General features: G+C 55.2%; 6 protein-coding genes. 2 read left to right on the top strand and 4 right to left on the bottom strand.

The features are described from left to right. Together ELY33_RS17810 and ELY33_RS06285 are read left to right on the top strand one after the other, a co-directional pair. Positions 1-3,284 (top strand): beta strand repeat-containing protein (locus ELY33_RS17810; protein ID WP_167470049.1); only part of this gene is annotated, 3,284 nt, incomplete at its 5' end. Between the two features lie 79 nt (positions 3,285-3,363). Further along, positions 3,364-4,977, top strand: a complete 1,614-nt coding sequence (locus tag ELY33_RS06285) for a TolC family protein (RefSeq protein WP_126945570.1) — start codon at positions 3,364-3,366, stop codon at positions 4,975-4,977. A 173-nt stretch (positions 4,978-5,150) separates the two neighbouring features. Here the strand turns inward: ELY33_RS06285 and rfaH are convergent, their stop codons facing one another. The 4 genes from rfaH to ELY33_RS06265 are packed head-to-tail and all read right to left on the bottom strand — an operon-like array spanning position 5,151 to position 15,963. After that, positions 5,151-5,672 (bottom strand): transcription/translation regulatory transformer protein RfaH, encoded by a 522-nt coding sequence (gene rfaH, locus ELY33_RS06280; RefSeq protein ID WP_126945567.1) that lies wholly within the window; start codon positions 5,670-5,672, stop codon positions 5,151-5,153. Positions 5,673-5,675: 3 nt separating this feature from the next. Next, entirely contained in the window at positions 5,676-7,010 is a 1,335-nt protein-coding gene (locus ELY33_RS06275; RefSeq protein ID WP_126945564.1) for an aminotransferase class I/II-fold pyridoxal phosphate-dependent enzyme, read from the bottom strand. Then, entirely contained in the window at positions 7,007-14,332 is a 7,326-nt protein-coding gene (locus ELY33_RS06270; RefSeq protein ID WP_126945561.1) for a type I polyketide synthase, read from the bottom strand. Before ELY33_RS06270 ends, ELY33_RS06275 begins: the two co-directional genes overlap by 4 nt. After that, positions 14,329-15,963 carry an LTA synthase family protein gene (locus ELY33_RS06265; protein ID WP_126945558.1) on the bottom strand — a complete coding sequence of 545 codons (1,635 nt, stop codon included), beginning with the start codon at positions 15,961-15,963 and terminating at the stop codon, positions 14,329-14,331. Before ELY33_RS06265 ends, ELY33_RS06270 begins: the two co-directional genes overlap by 4 nt.

Raw genomic sequence — 15,963 nt, 5'->3', positions numbered from 1 at the left:
TCAATGTCGCGGGTCTCTCTAACTTGGCAGTGGGTGGCGATCTCGCCATCATCGCTTCTTACACCGGCGGCGATAACGTCACGCTGGCGGTCGATGGCACCACGGATCTAAAAGGCTCACTGGACGTGACCAACGATCTGCTGATCGACGGTACGGATGCCATTACCCTGGCAGATAGCGTCACGGTCAGTGGCAATGCCACGATCAACGGCGGCGCTGATGTGACAACCAGCGGATTGCTGGGCGTTGGGGGTAGCCTTGATCTCGATAGCGTGGGCAGCACCACGTTGAACGGCACAATCAATGTCGCGGGTCTCTCTAACTTGGCAGTGGGTAGCGATCTGGCCATCACTGGTGATGTCACTGGCGGTGATAATGTCACGCTGATGGTCGCGGGTATCACTGATCTAAATGGCTCGCTGGATGTCATCAACGATCTGCTGCTTAACAGCAGCGGTGCGATTACCTTGGCAGACAGCGTCTCGGTCAGCGGCAATGCCAAGATTGATGGCGGCACTGATGTGGCAACGAGCGGATTGCTAGAGGTTGGCGGTAGCCTTGATCTGGATAGCGTGGGCAACACCACGCTGAACGGCACGGTCAATGTTGCGGGTGTTTCTGACTTGGCAGTGGGCGGCAATTTCACCATCACTGGCGACGTCATCGGTGGCGACGACGTGACCCTGATGGTGGCAGGCTTCACGGCTCTAGGTGGGGCGCTGGACGTGACCAACGATCTGCTGATCGACGGTAAGGGTGCCATTACTTTGGCAGACAACGCTACGGTCGGTGGCACCGCCACGATCAAAGGGAATTCCTCTGTCAATATTGGTGGCACGCTGGATGTGAGCAGCCTTGATCTTTATAGCGTTGGCAACACCGCTCTGAATGGCACGGTCACTGTCGCGGGACTCTTTGACTTGGCAGCGGGTGGCGATCTTGCCATCACTGGTGATATCACTGGCGGCGATAACGTCACGCTGGCGGTCGATGGCACCACGGATCTAGAAGGCTCATTGGACGTGACCAACGATCTGCTGATCGACGGTACGGGTGCCATTACTTTGGCAGACAACGCTACGATCGGTGGCACCGCCACGATCAAAGGGAATTCCTCTGTCAATATCGGTGGCACGCTGGATGTGGGCAGCCTTGATCTTTATAGCGTTGGCAACACTGCTCTAAACGGCACGGTCACTGTCGCGGGTGTTTCTGACTTGGCAGTGGGCGGCGATTTCACCATCACTGGCGACGTCATCGGTGGCGACAACGTCACCCTGACGGTGGCAGGCTTTACGGCTCTAGGTGGGGCGTTGGACGTGACCAACGATCTGCTGATCGTTGGCACGGGTGCCATTACTTTGGCTGACAACGTGACGGTCGGTGGCGCCGCCACGATCAAAGGGAATTCCTCTGTCAATGTCGGTGGCACGCTGAACGTGGGCAGCCTTGATCTTTATAGCGTTGGCAACACCGCTCTGAATGGCACGGTCATTGTCGCGGGTCTCTTTGACCTGGCAGCGGGTGGCGATCTCGCCATCACTGGCGACGTCACCGGCGGCGATAACGTCACGCTGACAGTTGTAGGCTCCACGGCTCTAGATGGCAGGCTGAACGTCATCAACGATCTAATGATCGACGGTACTGATGCCATTACCTTGGCAGACAACGTGACGGTCAATGGCAATGCCACGATCAATGGCGGCACTGATGTGACAGCCAGCGGACTGCTAAAGGTCGGTGGCAATCTAGATCTTAATAGCGTGAGCAACACCACCCTGAACGGCACGGTCAATGTCGCTGGCATCTCCGACCTAAATGTCGGTAAAAACTTGGTCATCACCGGCTCTTATAGCGGCGGCGACAATGTCACCCTGACGGTCGCGGGGATCACTGATTTAGATGGCTCGCTGGATGTTACCAACGATCTGCTGATCGAGGGTACGGGTGCCATTACTTTGGCAGACAGCGTCACGGTCAGGGGCAATGCCACGATCAATGGCGGTTCCTCTGTCAATGTCGATGGCACGCTGGACGTGGGCCGCTTTGATCTAGATAGCGTGGGCAACACCACGCTAAGCGGCATGATTAATGTCGCGGGTCTCTCCGACTTAGTAGTGGGCGGCGTTTTGACAATCACCGGTGATGTCACTGGCGCTGGTAACGTTACATTGACGGCAGCCAGCGACATGGTGCTGGGTGGCAGAATAGAGGCGAGTGACAGACTACGACTCAATAGCGGTGGCAGAGTGGTACAACAGGTAGGCAGTAGCGGTCTGCTTGATGCCTCTAGGCTCGATATTCTGGCTGCTTCTGGTGTTGGCAGCTCGTTACAAGCGTTAGACATCGCGGTTGATACGCTCTTAATGAACGTGGCTAAGGGCGATGTCTTTATCAACCAGAAAGCGAACACGCCCTTAACGCTGGTGTCGGGTACGTTTGCAGGTGACGTCACGTTGACTGCTCGTGGTGACTTGCGCGTGGGAACGCTGTTGGCAGAGCAAGGGCGTGTCTCGTTGACCAGCATTAACGGCCGCCTGTTGGGAAGCGATGTAGCCAGTGGCGTTAATATTAAGGCTGGTTCTCTTGTGGTTAATGCCAATGGGCTCCGCCTCACCGATGATCAAAATGACCGATTGAGCGAAACGCTGGTTACTTTGTTGCCAAATCTGCTCAAAGTCGACGTGACCCGTGTCGAGGTATTAGCAAGTGACGGCCGCCTTCTGAACATCATCGCTGATGGTAATGGCTACCTACTGGAAGCACGTGGAGCTGAAAGCGATCTTTACCTCTCGCTAGTGGGTAACCGTGCGAATTTGGCGGCCCTTAATCCTATTTCCCTGACGGTTGAGCGTTACGAAATACAGCGTCTGAGCGCAGTTATGGCTGAGATTGGTGATGGGCGAGACGGTACTCTGGCAGAAACTCCGTTTATTGAACCGCGAAGCATGAGCGAGCGTATGACTGCTCCAAATGGTTTAAGCAGCTGGCTGCGTGACCGTATCGCAGCGGCTAGCCACGATAGTATTAACGACGGCACAAATTATGAAGGTGGCATGAGGTTGGAGCAGCTGGTTCGTCAGGATATGTTCGGCCACTCAAAAGGTGATCGTGACAACTTCTTCTCGCGTTACCAGATGCCTGGGTACGGCCTGACGGGCAATGGCTTGTCTTCAGTACTAGGGCGAGTCGCGGGGTTACAGCCTCAAGTGACTGGCGAATTTGACCATTACAATCCCTATCTCTACGACGTATTTATCGAAGACGACGAGATGGTGTTCTAGTCGAGAGATTAATTACCACGCGCTCGGCGAGTAGGCACGCGCCGAGTAGAACAACTTATTACGGCTTAGGCAGAAAACTATGAAAACTAGCCCTCTATCTCGTGCTATGAAAACTAGCCCCCTATCTCGTGCACTACTAGTGCTCGCTATTGCCAGCGCGTCAACACAGGTTAATGCACAAGACAGCATAGTGCAGGATCAGAGTGCGGAGATTACCTTCGTCAATGCCCCTAATATGGCGCTTAATCAGCAGCAATTGATCCAAGCGATCATACTTCGTAATGGGCAGGCGTTGTTATCGCAAACGCAACAACAGGTAGCGGCGGGCAATATCAATCGTGAGCGCAGTCTGCTTCAACCGGAGCTCTTCGCTGAAGCTCGTTATACAGACACAGAACGCCAGTCAACGACGTCAGACCGACTGTCTAATATTACTTCAGCGTTTGGCACGATTGACGAGCAGAACACAGATGTTGAGGCGGGCGTTCGTGTTCCCGTGGCCACGGGAGCGGAGCTTGTGTTGAGTTGGTCAGGCAACCAACGAGAAGGCAATTTAGTGGAGGCCGCGTCTAACGGCGATAGCAACACAGAGGCCGTCGCATCGTTGAATGTGAGTATCCGGCAGCCTTTGCTTCAAGGAATAGGGAATCGGATTGCTAATGCTAGAATTAAAGAAGCTGAGTTGCAGCATCAGCGCGCAGAGTATGACTTTCATGACCAATTGCTGCGTGTGTCATCTTCGGCGTTAAGAGCCTATTGGCGGATGTATCTTTCCTCTCAATTTATCGAGATACAACAGTCGGCACTGGATAACGCCCGTAATATTATGCAAGAAACCCAAAATCAGGTTAATGCAGGTCGTCAGCCCCGGACGGCCTTATTAGAAGCCGAGGCAAGGGTAATTGAAAGCCGCGCGGCGCTCTACAACGAAGAACAGCGCTGGCGAGATATTCAAAGTGAGCTTAAAACGTTATTAAACCTGTCGCATGACGCCTATGCGATGCTCACATTTACGCCTATTGACTCTCCTGAGACCACACCATACGGTGCGTCGCAGAATTTTGATGCCTATGCCGAAGACGTATTATCGCAGTGGCCAGGGTATCACAGCGCATTATTAGCGCGGGACATCCAACGTCTACAAACGAATCGTGCGGTTGAAGAAAATCGCAACCAGCTTGATCTAGTGGCGGGCTACCGTACGAGTGCACTGGAAACCCGCATAGGTGATGCAGTGAGCGAGTCTTACGCGACGACCTACCCAACGTGGTATGTAGGTGTCGAGTTTTCTATGCCATTAGGGGCGAACCTGAAACGTTCAGGCGACATCGGTAGCGCTGAGGCTCGCCAACGTCAAGCTGAGATAGAACTACGTGATATCGAGGTCAGCGTGGTCAACGAGCTGCGTACCCGACTTCACCAACTTGAGGTAGCGCACAATGACCTACAGCTAGCGGCGCGCAACCAGCAGCTTTATGGTGAGCTTTATGCGGCTGAGCGCAGTAATTATACGTTAGGACGTGGGCGGTTAAGAGATCTCTATGAGCGCGAAGACGACCGCATTGAAGCGCAACAGCGCCATGCAGAGTCGCTAGCGCTGTACCAGTTAGCGCTGGTGGCTATTAGGTTAGCGGAAGGCTCATTGTTTGAACGCTATGGTGTTCAAATCAACAAGACACTTTCGCAAGGATAAATACAAAGTCTGTCGCGAGATAATATCTACGACAGAATCCCATCCGGGCGTGCGAGGCCGTCACTGCGGCCTCTACGTCGCGTTATATCAATCAAATGATGCGTTGTTAAGGGGACGTTACGAGTTGCCGTACGTTTGCCACCATGCTTAATGACAAAAATCAAAGAGGAGCGTTAGTTTTTTTGTAAGCTGTCGACAGATATTTCGACATCCTGTGGGCGTTGTAGCACGTTAAGCAACACGATAGCGCGCTCTTCGCCTTTGCAGCGTTTAAAAACGGCTTCTAAATCTTTGAAAGGCCCATCGGTGATCGTCACTTTTTCTCCCGCGCTGAAGTAGCTGTGGCTGCCTTCCAGATGGTGTGGTTGTGCGCGTAGGGTATCTACCAAGGCATCTGGCACGGCGATAGGGGTGTTGCCGAAGGTAAGCAGGCGCAGTACGCCACGGGTAGAGCGAATAGGCCGCCAGTTGCTGACAACCTGATCCAGCCGGATAAACAGGTAGTAGGGGAAAAGTGGCTCGGTTACCACGGTGGGTTTGCCTTGGCGCTTACGTTTGGTGCTTAAGACGGGGTGGAACACCTCGTACCCTTGGTTGGTGAGGTGTTCAGCGGCGCGAAATGACTCGCCGCCTTTACATTGAATCACATACCAGCAGGGGTTAATCCATTCTGCTTGAGTTTCAAGCTCCTCCATATATCACCCTTTGGCGTTTGCGAGCAGTAGTGCGAGTGCATCCAGCGTTTGGTCGATGTGGGCTTTCGTGTGCTCACAGGAAAGGAAAAAGCGAAGCCGGGCACTTTTTTCAGGCACCGCGGGATACAGAATGGGTTGGACATTAATGTTCTGTTCAAGCAGTGCATGGGACAAATGCGCTGCAAGCGGTGAGCTTCCAACAATAACGGGCACAACGGCAGAGCCAATACTGTGGCCTGTATCCATTCCTCGTGCTTGCGCCTGCGCTAAGAAATAGCGCGAGATAGCTTGTAACTGGACAACGCGCTCGGTTTCCTGGGGCATTAATTCCAGAATTTTAAGCGAGGGCGCAGCCACTTGAGCGGGCATGCCGACGCTATACAGAAAGCCCGGCGCGAAGTGGCGCAGCGTTTCCACCAGGGCTTTATTACCGGCAATATAGCCCCCGCAGCCTGATAGCGTTTTGCTCATGGTGCCCATCCAGATATCAACATCGGTTGGGTCAACCGCAAAATGTTCCCTTAAGCCTAAGCCAGTGTCGCCCATTACGCCAAACGAATGCGCTTCATCCACCATTAGCCATGCCTGATGGCGCTGTTTTAGCTCAACAAAGCGGGGAAGGTCAGGTATATCACCATCCATGCTGTAAAGCCCTTCGATGACAACAAGCACGCGTTCGAATTGATGGCGATGACGACTTAACAAGGCGTCCAGTGCGTCGGGGTCGTTATGGCTAAAGGACATGCGCTTAGCGCCGGAAAGCTGAGCGCCCACTAACGAGCTGTTGTGGATGTACTCGTCGTGAAGCACAAGATCTTTTGGGCCTAATAGGTACCCAAGAGTCGACACATTTGTTGCGTGTCCGCTGACAAAAACAACCGCATCTTCAACGCCATAGGTGCTAGCGATCGCTTGCTCTAATTCACCGTGAATTGGTCGCTCGCCCGATACAACCCGGCTGGCAGACACAGAGGTTCCGTAGTGAGAAGCGGCATCGCACGCCGCTTGAATGACCCGTGGGTCACCGGAATAACCCAGGTAATTGTAGCTGGCGAAATTGATACAGGATTGTCCGTCAATCATACTCGTGGCGCCGGCCAGGCCATCATGAACTTTAAAAAACGGGTCAATCAGCCCGAGTTGTTTGGCACCTTGACGCATCATCACGAGTTGCTGATAGCCAGGATGGGCATCAAAACGTGTAAAGCGCTCGGGAACTCGCCGCGTTGATTCTGCCCCTGCGGATGCCAGGGCTTGCGAGCTGGCAGCACGCGGAGTGGGGCGCTTGCGTGCCTGTTCCAGCAGCTGTTGTTTCAGTTCAGAGCGCTTTACGGTCATGGTATCTCGGTCGTAGATGTTGAGGCAGACTCACTGGTTAGCCCATCTGCCCCGTGGCGAGCGGCCAGAGAGGCTAACGCATCTTGTGGCGCTTCTTCAACATCATTGTCATGCTGATGTAACTTTTGAATCAGCACACCGGCCAGTTTGTTTAACGTTGACGCTTCGCTTAGCACCATTACCGGTACTTGCACGTTTAAGCGGTTCTCGATGGCGGTCATCAATTCGACGCCCATGAGCGAATCAAAGCCCATATCGTACACCGAGCGATTGATGTCGATTTTCTCTTCATCAATCAGCAGGATGCTAGCCAGCTCGGCACGCAGAAGGTCGGTGATGGTGCTATGCAACTCTTCAGGCGAAAGATCTGCCAGTAGTGCGCTGATATCGTCATCGTGGTCGACGCTAGCATCATCATCGCTAACGCGCGCAATTTCGTTAAAGCGTGGCGCTTGGGCCGTGGGCAAGAAGCGCGCCAGGGCGCCCCACTCGAGTTCAAGAACTCCCAAGCTTGGGCCAGGGGTCAGCAACATTTGCTCGAGCACATTGAGAGCGTCATCCGAATGGAGTGCCGACCCCCCTAAGCGCTCTTGCAGCGCATCGCGTGTGCGCGTGTTACGCGCCAGGAAGCCGACATCTTCAATGGCTCCCCAGCGTACGCACGTGGCGGGTAGGCCCGCCGCGCGACGGCGGGCAGCAAAGGCTTCCAGCCAGTGGTTAGCGGCAACGTAGTTGGCCTGCCCTGGGTTACCAAACAGCGTGGTCGCCGAGGAGTAGAGCACAAAGAAGTCGAGTGAGATGTCCTGGGTAAGCGCATCCAGATGACGGGCACCATCAATTTTAGGAGCCAGCACCTTTTGGATACGTTCGGCATCTAGGTTGCGAATCAGGCCGTCGTCGATCACCGTTGCGGCATGCACGATGCCGCGAAGCGGGCTGAGTTCGTTCTGAACGCGCGCCATAACGCTTGCTAGTGCCGCGTGATCGGTAATGTCACACGCCGCTGCCAGCACCTTCACGCCTTGGGCTTCGAGCGTCGCGATAGCGGCTTGAGCTTCTTCACTAGCGGGGCCACTACGGCTTAACAAGACAAGCTGGCATGCGCCTTTGCTGACCAGCCATTGGGCCGTTTTGAGGCCAAAGCCGCCTAGTCCGCCGGTCACCAAATAGCTGGCATCGGCAGATAGCGTTATGGCACCGGTGCCTAACAGCTCGTTATGCGGCGGCACAATGGGCTGTTCATAGGTCACCACCACTTTGCCGATTTGGCGTGCTTGCTGCATATAACGGAAGGCGTCAATCACTTGGCTGTGGCTGAAGGCGGTGAACGGCAGCGGGCTGAGCGTGCCATCGTTAAACAGCGCCATCATTTCACCGAACAAGCGTTGAGTGAGCGCAGGCTGTACTTTCATCAACTGGTCGGAGTCGATGCCGAAGTAGCTTAAATTGTTGCGGAACGGGCGTAGACCGATGTGCGTGTTTTCATAGAAATCACGTTTGCCTAATTCCAGGAAGCGGCCAAATGGGCGCAATGCGCGCAGGTTTTGGTTAATCGCTTCGCCTGCCAGAGAGTTCAATACGACGTCCACGCCTTCGCCTTGAGTGTCCTCTAGGATCTCTTCGGCAAACGTCAGTGAGCGGGAGTCGTAGATGCGCTCTTCCCCCATAAGACGCAGGAAGTCGCGCTTCTCTTCAGACCCCACCGTGGCGTAGATCTCGGCACCTAGCCACTGGGCAATTTGCAGCGCGGCGATGCCGACGCCGCCCGCGGCACCGTGAATCAATACTTTCTCACCGGGTTCCAGGCGCGCAAGGTGTTTTAGCGCGTAGTAAACCGTGAAGAAGGTGGTCGGGATTGTCGCGGCAGCAGCATAGCTGACGCCTTCAGGCAGCGGCGCAACGGCATGCTGGCTGGCAATCAGCCGGTCGCTAAAGCTGGCAGGGCCAAAGCCTACCACCGCTTGGCCGGGGGTGACGTGCTGAACATTGGCACCTACCGCGAGAACCTCACCTGAGAACTCAAGCCCCAGGGTCGGGCCAGCGAAACCGTTTTCAATCGCTTCATCAGACAGTAAGCCAAGGGTATACATCACATCGCGGAAGTTGAGGCCCGTCGCTTTAACACAGATTTCCACCTCATCCGCGCCAAGTTCAGGCAACGGTCGTGGCCGCCACTGCAACTGACGCAATTGCCCTGGTAGCGCGAAGCCCAGGGTCATTGCTTGATGAGGCGCAGCACTTGCTTGCGCCACCGGGTGAGGCGCAGGCAGGGTGCGAAGACGCGTCGCAAACCGTTCGCCGTCAACGGTGATGACCAGTTCGTTTTCGCTATCCGGTGTGGCTATTGAGGCTGCCAACGCGTTTAGTGCCGCTTTGCTGGGGCTGTCTGGTAGATCAATCAGTGTGACGCTATGGCCAACGGCTTCATTGGCAAGCGAACGGCCAAAGCCCCATAGCGCAGCGTCATCGCCGGTACTGGCATTCTGGGTCGTCAGCCAAAGGGTAACGTGGCTGCCTTGGCTTTCCAGCCCGCTTGCTTCAAGTGCTAACGACCACTGCTGTGCTGTGTAGCAACGCTGGGTTTGAGCAGCAGTGGTGCTGCCATTAAGCCCACGCAGATCAACAACATTCAGCTCGGCAGGTGCTGCTTGGCGTTCTTCCAGCGCTGTCGTTAACAGCGCCTGCGGGGACGCGTCACTGACGGTTAGCCATGCGTTGGTCGGGTCTAGCCGCTCTGCAAGCTGAGTGGCGAGGGCTTCGTGTTCTGCGTCAGCGACGATCAGGTGCAGGGCATCTGACGAATTTTGAGCATTTTGACGCGGTAACTCTTCATCTGCTGTGTATTGGCCATGCAGCAGGTAAGCGCCATTTTCTTCAAGCTCGACCGGCGGCGAAACGCTGAGGCCCTGGTTCGATAACCACTCACGCAGGGTATCTTGTTCAAGGGGCGCTTGGTCGATGCCTGGTGTGGCCAACAAATCATCCAGCCAGCGACTGGGGTGAACGCCGATCACCACGACGTGAGCACCTGGGGCAAGCTGGGTAGGCAGCGTTTCAATCAGTTGGCGAGTGCGTTCAGGCTGGGTCACATCCACGCTGATAAATGCCAGCTGAGCTTTCTCTGCATTGCCAAGCGCAGGTAACGTATCTTCCAGCGGCTGAACATCTATCAGCGGGAAACGCTCTTGAAGCTGTTCAGCCTGATGGCGAGCGGTGTCGCTGGTGGTGATGGCACGATAATGGTGCGCATCGTTTGCAATGTTTGCTGTATTCGCAAGCTGTTCAAGTAGGCGCTGACCGAGAGCGGGGGCGCAGGGCCCCGCTTCCAACAATTGCAGCCGCTGACCAACGGGCAGGGTGGTTAGCGAGGCTTCCACCAGCGCGCCAAGCTCAGCCGCTAGCACTTGCCAGCCGTTTTCGCCGATCAGGACGCGATTAATGCCCGCCAAGTGCTCATTGGTAATGCCTAAGCTTTCAAGTGTTTCACTGCCGCTTGCTAGTTGCCCACGGTGCAGACCTAATCGGCCTACTATGTGAATAGGCGCAAAATAATCGGGGTAATCCTGCACCAGTAATTGCCAAATGGTTTCAGGTGCGGGCTGATCTTCGCTGTCGTTATCATTGGCACCAGCAAAAGCTTCGCTAAGGCTATCGAGCAGTGGCGACACTTCTTGTGCATAGCGTTGGCCGGTGCTGTCGGCAAAGGCATTGCTTAGCCCAACCAATTGCACAAGGGCATTGCCAGCCAACGGTAGCGTTGCTGCGGTCAGCGGGGCAGGCGTTAATTCAACATCCAGGTAGCTGAAGTGCTGATGATGGGCGCGGTTTAAGCGAATCGCCTTGAAGCGGGTTTCGCTGAGCACCGCCACGGCGTTGCCGGCCGCATCATACAGTTCGAAGTCGGCGGTGAAAGAGTGGGGCGCGCGTTTGCCCATCAGTGCCCGTGCCAACACGGGGGCACCGGCGTCGGCATTCACTTGAATGCGTCCCACACGAACCGGCACAAACGCTAACTGCGCTGCAAACTCGCTATGTTGAGCCAGCAGCGGTATGAACATTTGGAAAGCACTGTCGAGAATTCCAGGGTGAACGTGCAGCGTGTCGAGCTGTGCCTGAATACTCTCGGAGAGCGTGATTTCACCGATGACGCTGTCGCCTTCAATCCAGCCACGGCTAATGGCTTGGAACGCAGGGCCGTAGTGCAGCCCAATGCGCTCGGCCATCTGCACGTGCTCAGCCAAGGTGTAGTCGGGTGCACGGCTTGGCAGGCTGGGCGCTTTGCGATTAAGCAAGAAGCCTCGGCTTTCACGCATGCGGCGGGCAACAGCATTTAGTTGCCACTCACTGCCGGTAGCCGGTTCACGGGAGTGGATTGCTAAGCGACCATCATCTGGATCCAGTGTTAAGCGCATGGTGCGGCCATTGGGGCCATCCAGCAGCAGCGGGGCACGGATCTCTAGCTCTTCAATGTCTAAAAGCGGTGTGTCTTTCTGCTGCAGGGCTGCCGCTAGCGTCAGCTCAACAAACCCGGCACCGGGGAAGACCGCCCCTTCACCGACAACGTGATCTGCTAGCCATGGCTGGCGTTTGGTATCTAGCTGACTCTCCCAGGTGTGATCCTGCTGCGCCAGTGGGTATCCCAGTAGCGGATGCTGGTAGTAACGGGAAAGCAGCCCCTGGCCATCGTTGGTGCCTTGCACCCAAAGCTGGGTGCGTTGCCATGCATAGCGTGGCAGCGGAACCCGCTGGCCTTCCACCGGGAAGAACTGGTGGCTATCCAGGGTGAGTCCGCTTAGCAACAATTGGCCAAGGCAGCGCGTTAAGCCGTCTACGCCAGGCAGATTGCGTTCAATAGTGCCCAGCACCAATCCGCTGCGCTCTTGTTGGTGCAGTGACTCGTTAAGGTAGCGGCGCAGGATAGGGTGGGCGCCGACTTCCACAAACACGTTATACCCCTGTTCAATCAACACCGTGGCGGCGCTATCAAACAGAACCGGTTCCCGAATATTGAGCCACCAGTAATTAGCATCCAGCTGGGTGCCTTCACTGATGGTGCCCGTAACAGTAGATATATAAGGGATTTGCGTGGGGCGTGGGCAGATGTCCGCCAATGCTTCCACAACGCCTGCTTTGATACTGTCCATGGCGGGGCTGTGGAAGGCGTAATCCAAGGGCAGTCGCTTAGCAAAGGTACTCTGTTCACTAAAGGCTGTTTCAATAGCGTTTAGTTGGTCACGGTCACCCGCTAAGGTGATGCCTTTGGGACTATTAATACCCGCTAAGCTGATGTCACTAAATTCAGGTTTTTCAAGCCAGGGCGCGATCTCTTCCGCGCTCATGGCGACGGCCGTCATTTCCCCGAGGCCACGGGTTTTGCCTTGATAGAAACTGCGGTAGTAGATGACTTTTACCGCATCTTCTAACGTTAGCGCGCCGGACGCCCATGCGGCAGCCACTTCACCAACGCTGTGGCCAAAGACGGCAGTGGGCACAATATCCTTCGATTTCAGCCATTCCGTCAACGCTACCTGCAGCGCAAACAAGGCAGGTTGAGCGATTTCAGTGCGGTCAAAGCGGCCTCCGCTGGCCTCTGGTCGGTTTCGGCCTGCCAGCTCGTCACGCAGCGAAAAATCGCCATGTTTTTGGAACAGCGCATCTACGCGGTCAATGGCCTCGCTGAACGCTGGTTCGCTCTCTAGTAAGTCGTGGCCCATGGTTTCCCATTGGCAGCCGTTGCCGTCGTAAACGAACACAGGGCCACGTGCATTCGCTAAGCGCTCCAGTGTTACAACGTCGTTGGCTTCACCGTCGGCAAACTGGCTGAGTGCACTGGCGGCGGCTTGCGGTGTTTGAGCAAAACAGAGCGCACCGTACGTGTGCTGTTCATGATGGCTGTTCAATGTATGGGCAATGTCATAGAACGCGTGGCTTTCTTCGCGTAGGAGGTTCGCTAATCCACGAGCGTTATCTGCCAATGCTTCTTGGCTTCGCGCGCTAACGCGAATGGGCAGCGCCGTATCTGGTACTTGACGAGGACTCGGCGTTTTTTCTGGCGCACTTTCCAGTATGACGTGCGCATTGGCGCCGCCAAAGCCGAAAGAGTTGATGCCAATGACCAAGCGGCCCTGCTTTTTAAGCGCCTTGGCTTTGGTGACAACGCTGATATTCCACTCATCGAATTTGATGCGAGGATTAAGATTACGTATGCCGATCGTCGCGGGCACTTCACGGTGCTGCAGGCTGTACAGCGCCTTAGCGAGCCCAGCCACCCCAGAGGCGGTTTCTAAATGGCCAAGGTTACTTTTCACCGAGCCAATCAGCAGCGGCGTTTTGCGGTGCTTGCCGAGTGCTTCGCCAATGGCACGGGTTTCAATGGGGTCGCCAACGGCGGTGCCGGTGCCGTGCGCTTCAAGGTAGTCGATCTCATCTGGCGTAATGCCCGCCTGTTCGTAGGCGCGGCGCATTAACTCTATTTGCGCGCTGGGGTTAGGCACGGTAAGGCCAGATTTGTGGCCGTCAGTATTGACCGCCGAGCCTGCGACAATTGCGAGGATATTATCGCCATCGGCCACGGCTTGATCATAGTCTTTAAGCAAAAACAGCCCAGCACCTTCTGAGCGCACGTAGCCATTACCGGCTTCATCGAAGACTTGGCAGCGCCCAGTGGGTGAGAGCATGCTGGCCTTCGAAAAAATAATAAAGCCATACGGGTGCAGGTGCAGGCTGATGCCACCCGCCAGCGCCATGTTAGTTTCGCCGCTGCGAATGGATTGGCACGCTTGGTGGAATGCCACCATGGAAGACGAGCAGGCGGTGTCCAGCGACATGCTGGGACCATGCAGATCAAAGACGTAAGACAGCCGGTTAGACGCGATACTTGATGTGTTACCGGTCGCAGTAGAGGCATCAATCGCCGACATGTCATCGGCCAGGCGATAGGAATAATCCAGGCTGGCGACGCCAAGGAAAACACCGCATTGGCTGCCACGGAGGGTGCTGGGCACGATGCCCGCGCTTTCCATGGCTTCCCAGGTAAGCTCTAGCAACATGCGCTGTTGTGGATCCATGTTCGCCGCTTCACGGGGCGAAATGCCAAAAAACGCTGCGTCGAACCCGCTGATATCGCCTAGGCTACCCGCGGCAAACGTGACGCTGGTGCCAGGATGGCGTTTATCTGGATGCCAGAAAGCTTCCTGGCTCCAGCGGTCGGGGGCCACTTGAGTGACGAGGTCTTTTTCGGCTTGCAGGTCCTGCCAGAACGTTTCAGGTGTGGTGCCGGGGAAACGATGGGCGGCGCCGATGATGGCAACGCGTTTAGTCATTCTTGCTCCTGAGGTTCTGGTTCTGCCTTGATCACATCGCTACTTATATCGCGTCCAAACGCTTGTTTAAATAGGTAGACACCAAGTTCGTTTGCTTCCAGCGGGCACGACTCGCACTCAATAGGCGGTTTGTCATGCAAGTTACCATCTAAACGACGTTCAATTTCCGTTGACCATATCATGTACGGGGTGCTGCTAGCAGGCGGTGAATAATGCCTGTAGGCGGCAGGCAGTATGGGTACGTGGTCACCGTACCAGCCCAGCAGCCCTGGTCTACTAGCTGAGTTTAGCGCTGCTTTTACGCTTTTGAGCATTTTATCTGATTCGCCTAGATGGTGCAGGTATACGGCTAAATCACGCAAATAATCGGGCAGCGGCCACGGCGCTGCTGGCAATGTTGACGCTACTCCGGCCTTGTCGGGTGCTTCTAAGTGTAAAGGACCATGGTTTTCCATGGTAATCACAAAGACAAACAGTGGCCTATTATCGTTATCTTCAAGCAGGCGTCCAACTTTTCGTGCAACAGCCTGGTCACCCATGTACTGACCATGCTTATCCTGACTTTCGAAGGCGCTAATGTCGATAAACGTCTCAAAACCCAATGCCGGAATAACGCTGTCTCGCATATAGAAAGTAGCAGGGTAAGGATGAACACAAATCGTTCGATACCCTTGAGCTTTAAATGCACTGGCAATGCTGGGCAAAGGGTGACTCGACAGCGTGCGGTAAGGGTTGAACTGGCGCGGCCCCCACGCATCAGGCGCTATGCCGGTTAAAACGGCGCATTCGGTTCGCACTGTATTTGCGCCCCACGCGGGCACATTCAGCGCTCCCTTCACGATAGCTTCCCTGCAAGTAGCATCATAATTCGGCAGTAAGTCAGCGGCAATCTCGCCGCACCATGGGCGAGGATCAAAAAATGATTCACTTTGCACCAATACCACGTTGGGCAGTGCCGCTTGAGCATCTTGCTCAAGGCTGTGTTGAGTATATGAATAGAAAGGCGAGGCGTCAGCTTTAGGCGGCTGCGATTGCAGTAGGGCGATGCCGTATGCCCAGAGGCTGGAGAATAACCCCAGACGTTCTAGGTCAATGACAGGGGTAAGCGTGATAGGCGGCAGTTTACGCCACCCCAGCCAAACGAACAGCGCGCCGGTGACTATCAGCGCTAGGCTGTGAACTAGAAACGTTGCGGCGCCCCATTGTCGGATTAGCGATGGTTCAAAAAACAAAAAGCTGCCAATAGCAACCGCGCCGGCACTGCTGGCAGCAATGGCGAGACCAATACCGAAAAAAGGCACATAGAGGCGTGGGTGCAGCACTGCATCCCAAAAGTATTCAAAATCGTGGCAGATAAAAGGTTCGTTCAACGTGCGTGATTTGGTATTACTCGATTGCACCACCACCAGTTGCAGCGATAGAACGAAGACAATAGCAAACCAAGGGCGTTGTAGAAGCAGTATAAAAATGCCAAACAGCAGCAACCAGCTACCAACATGCACAATGTTAGCGGCAATGCCGCGCTTCCAAGGCGGGCGGGGACGCGGGTTTAGCAGCGCTTCGAACAATAGGCTGGCTAACAAGCCTACTAACAGCGGGCTAATGAAAGAGGAAGACAGAAAAAGCGGCAC

This window comes from Vreelandella andesensis (assembly GCF_003989795.1).
Classification (GTDB): Bacteria; Pseudomonadota; Gammaproteobacteria; order Pseudomonadales; family Halomonadaceae; genus Vreelandella; species Vreelandella andesensis.
The sequence above is the reverse complement of the archived record's forward strand: the minus strand, read 5'-3'. Positions and strand labels throughout refer to the sequence as shown.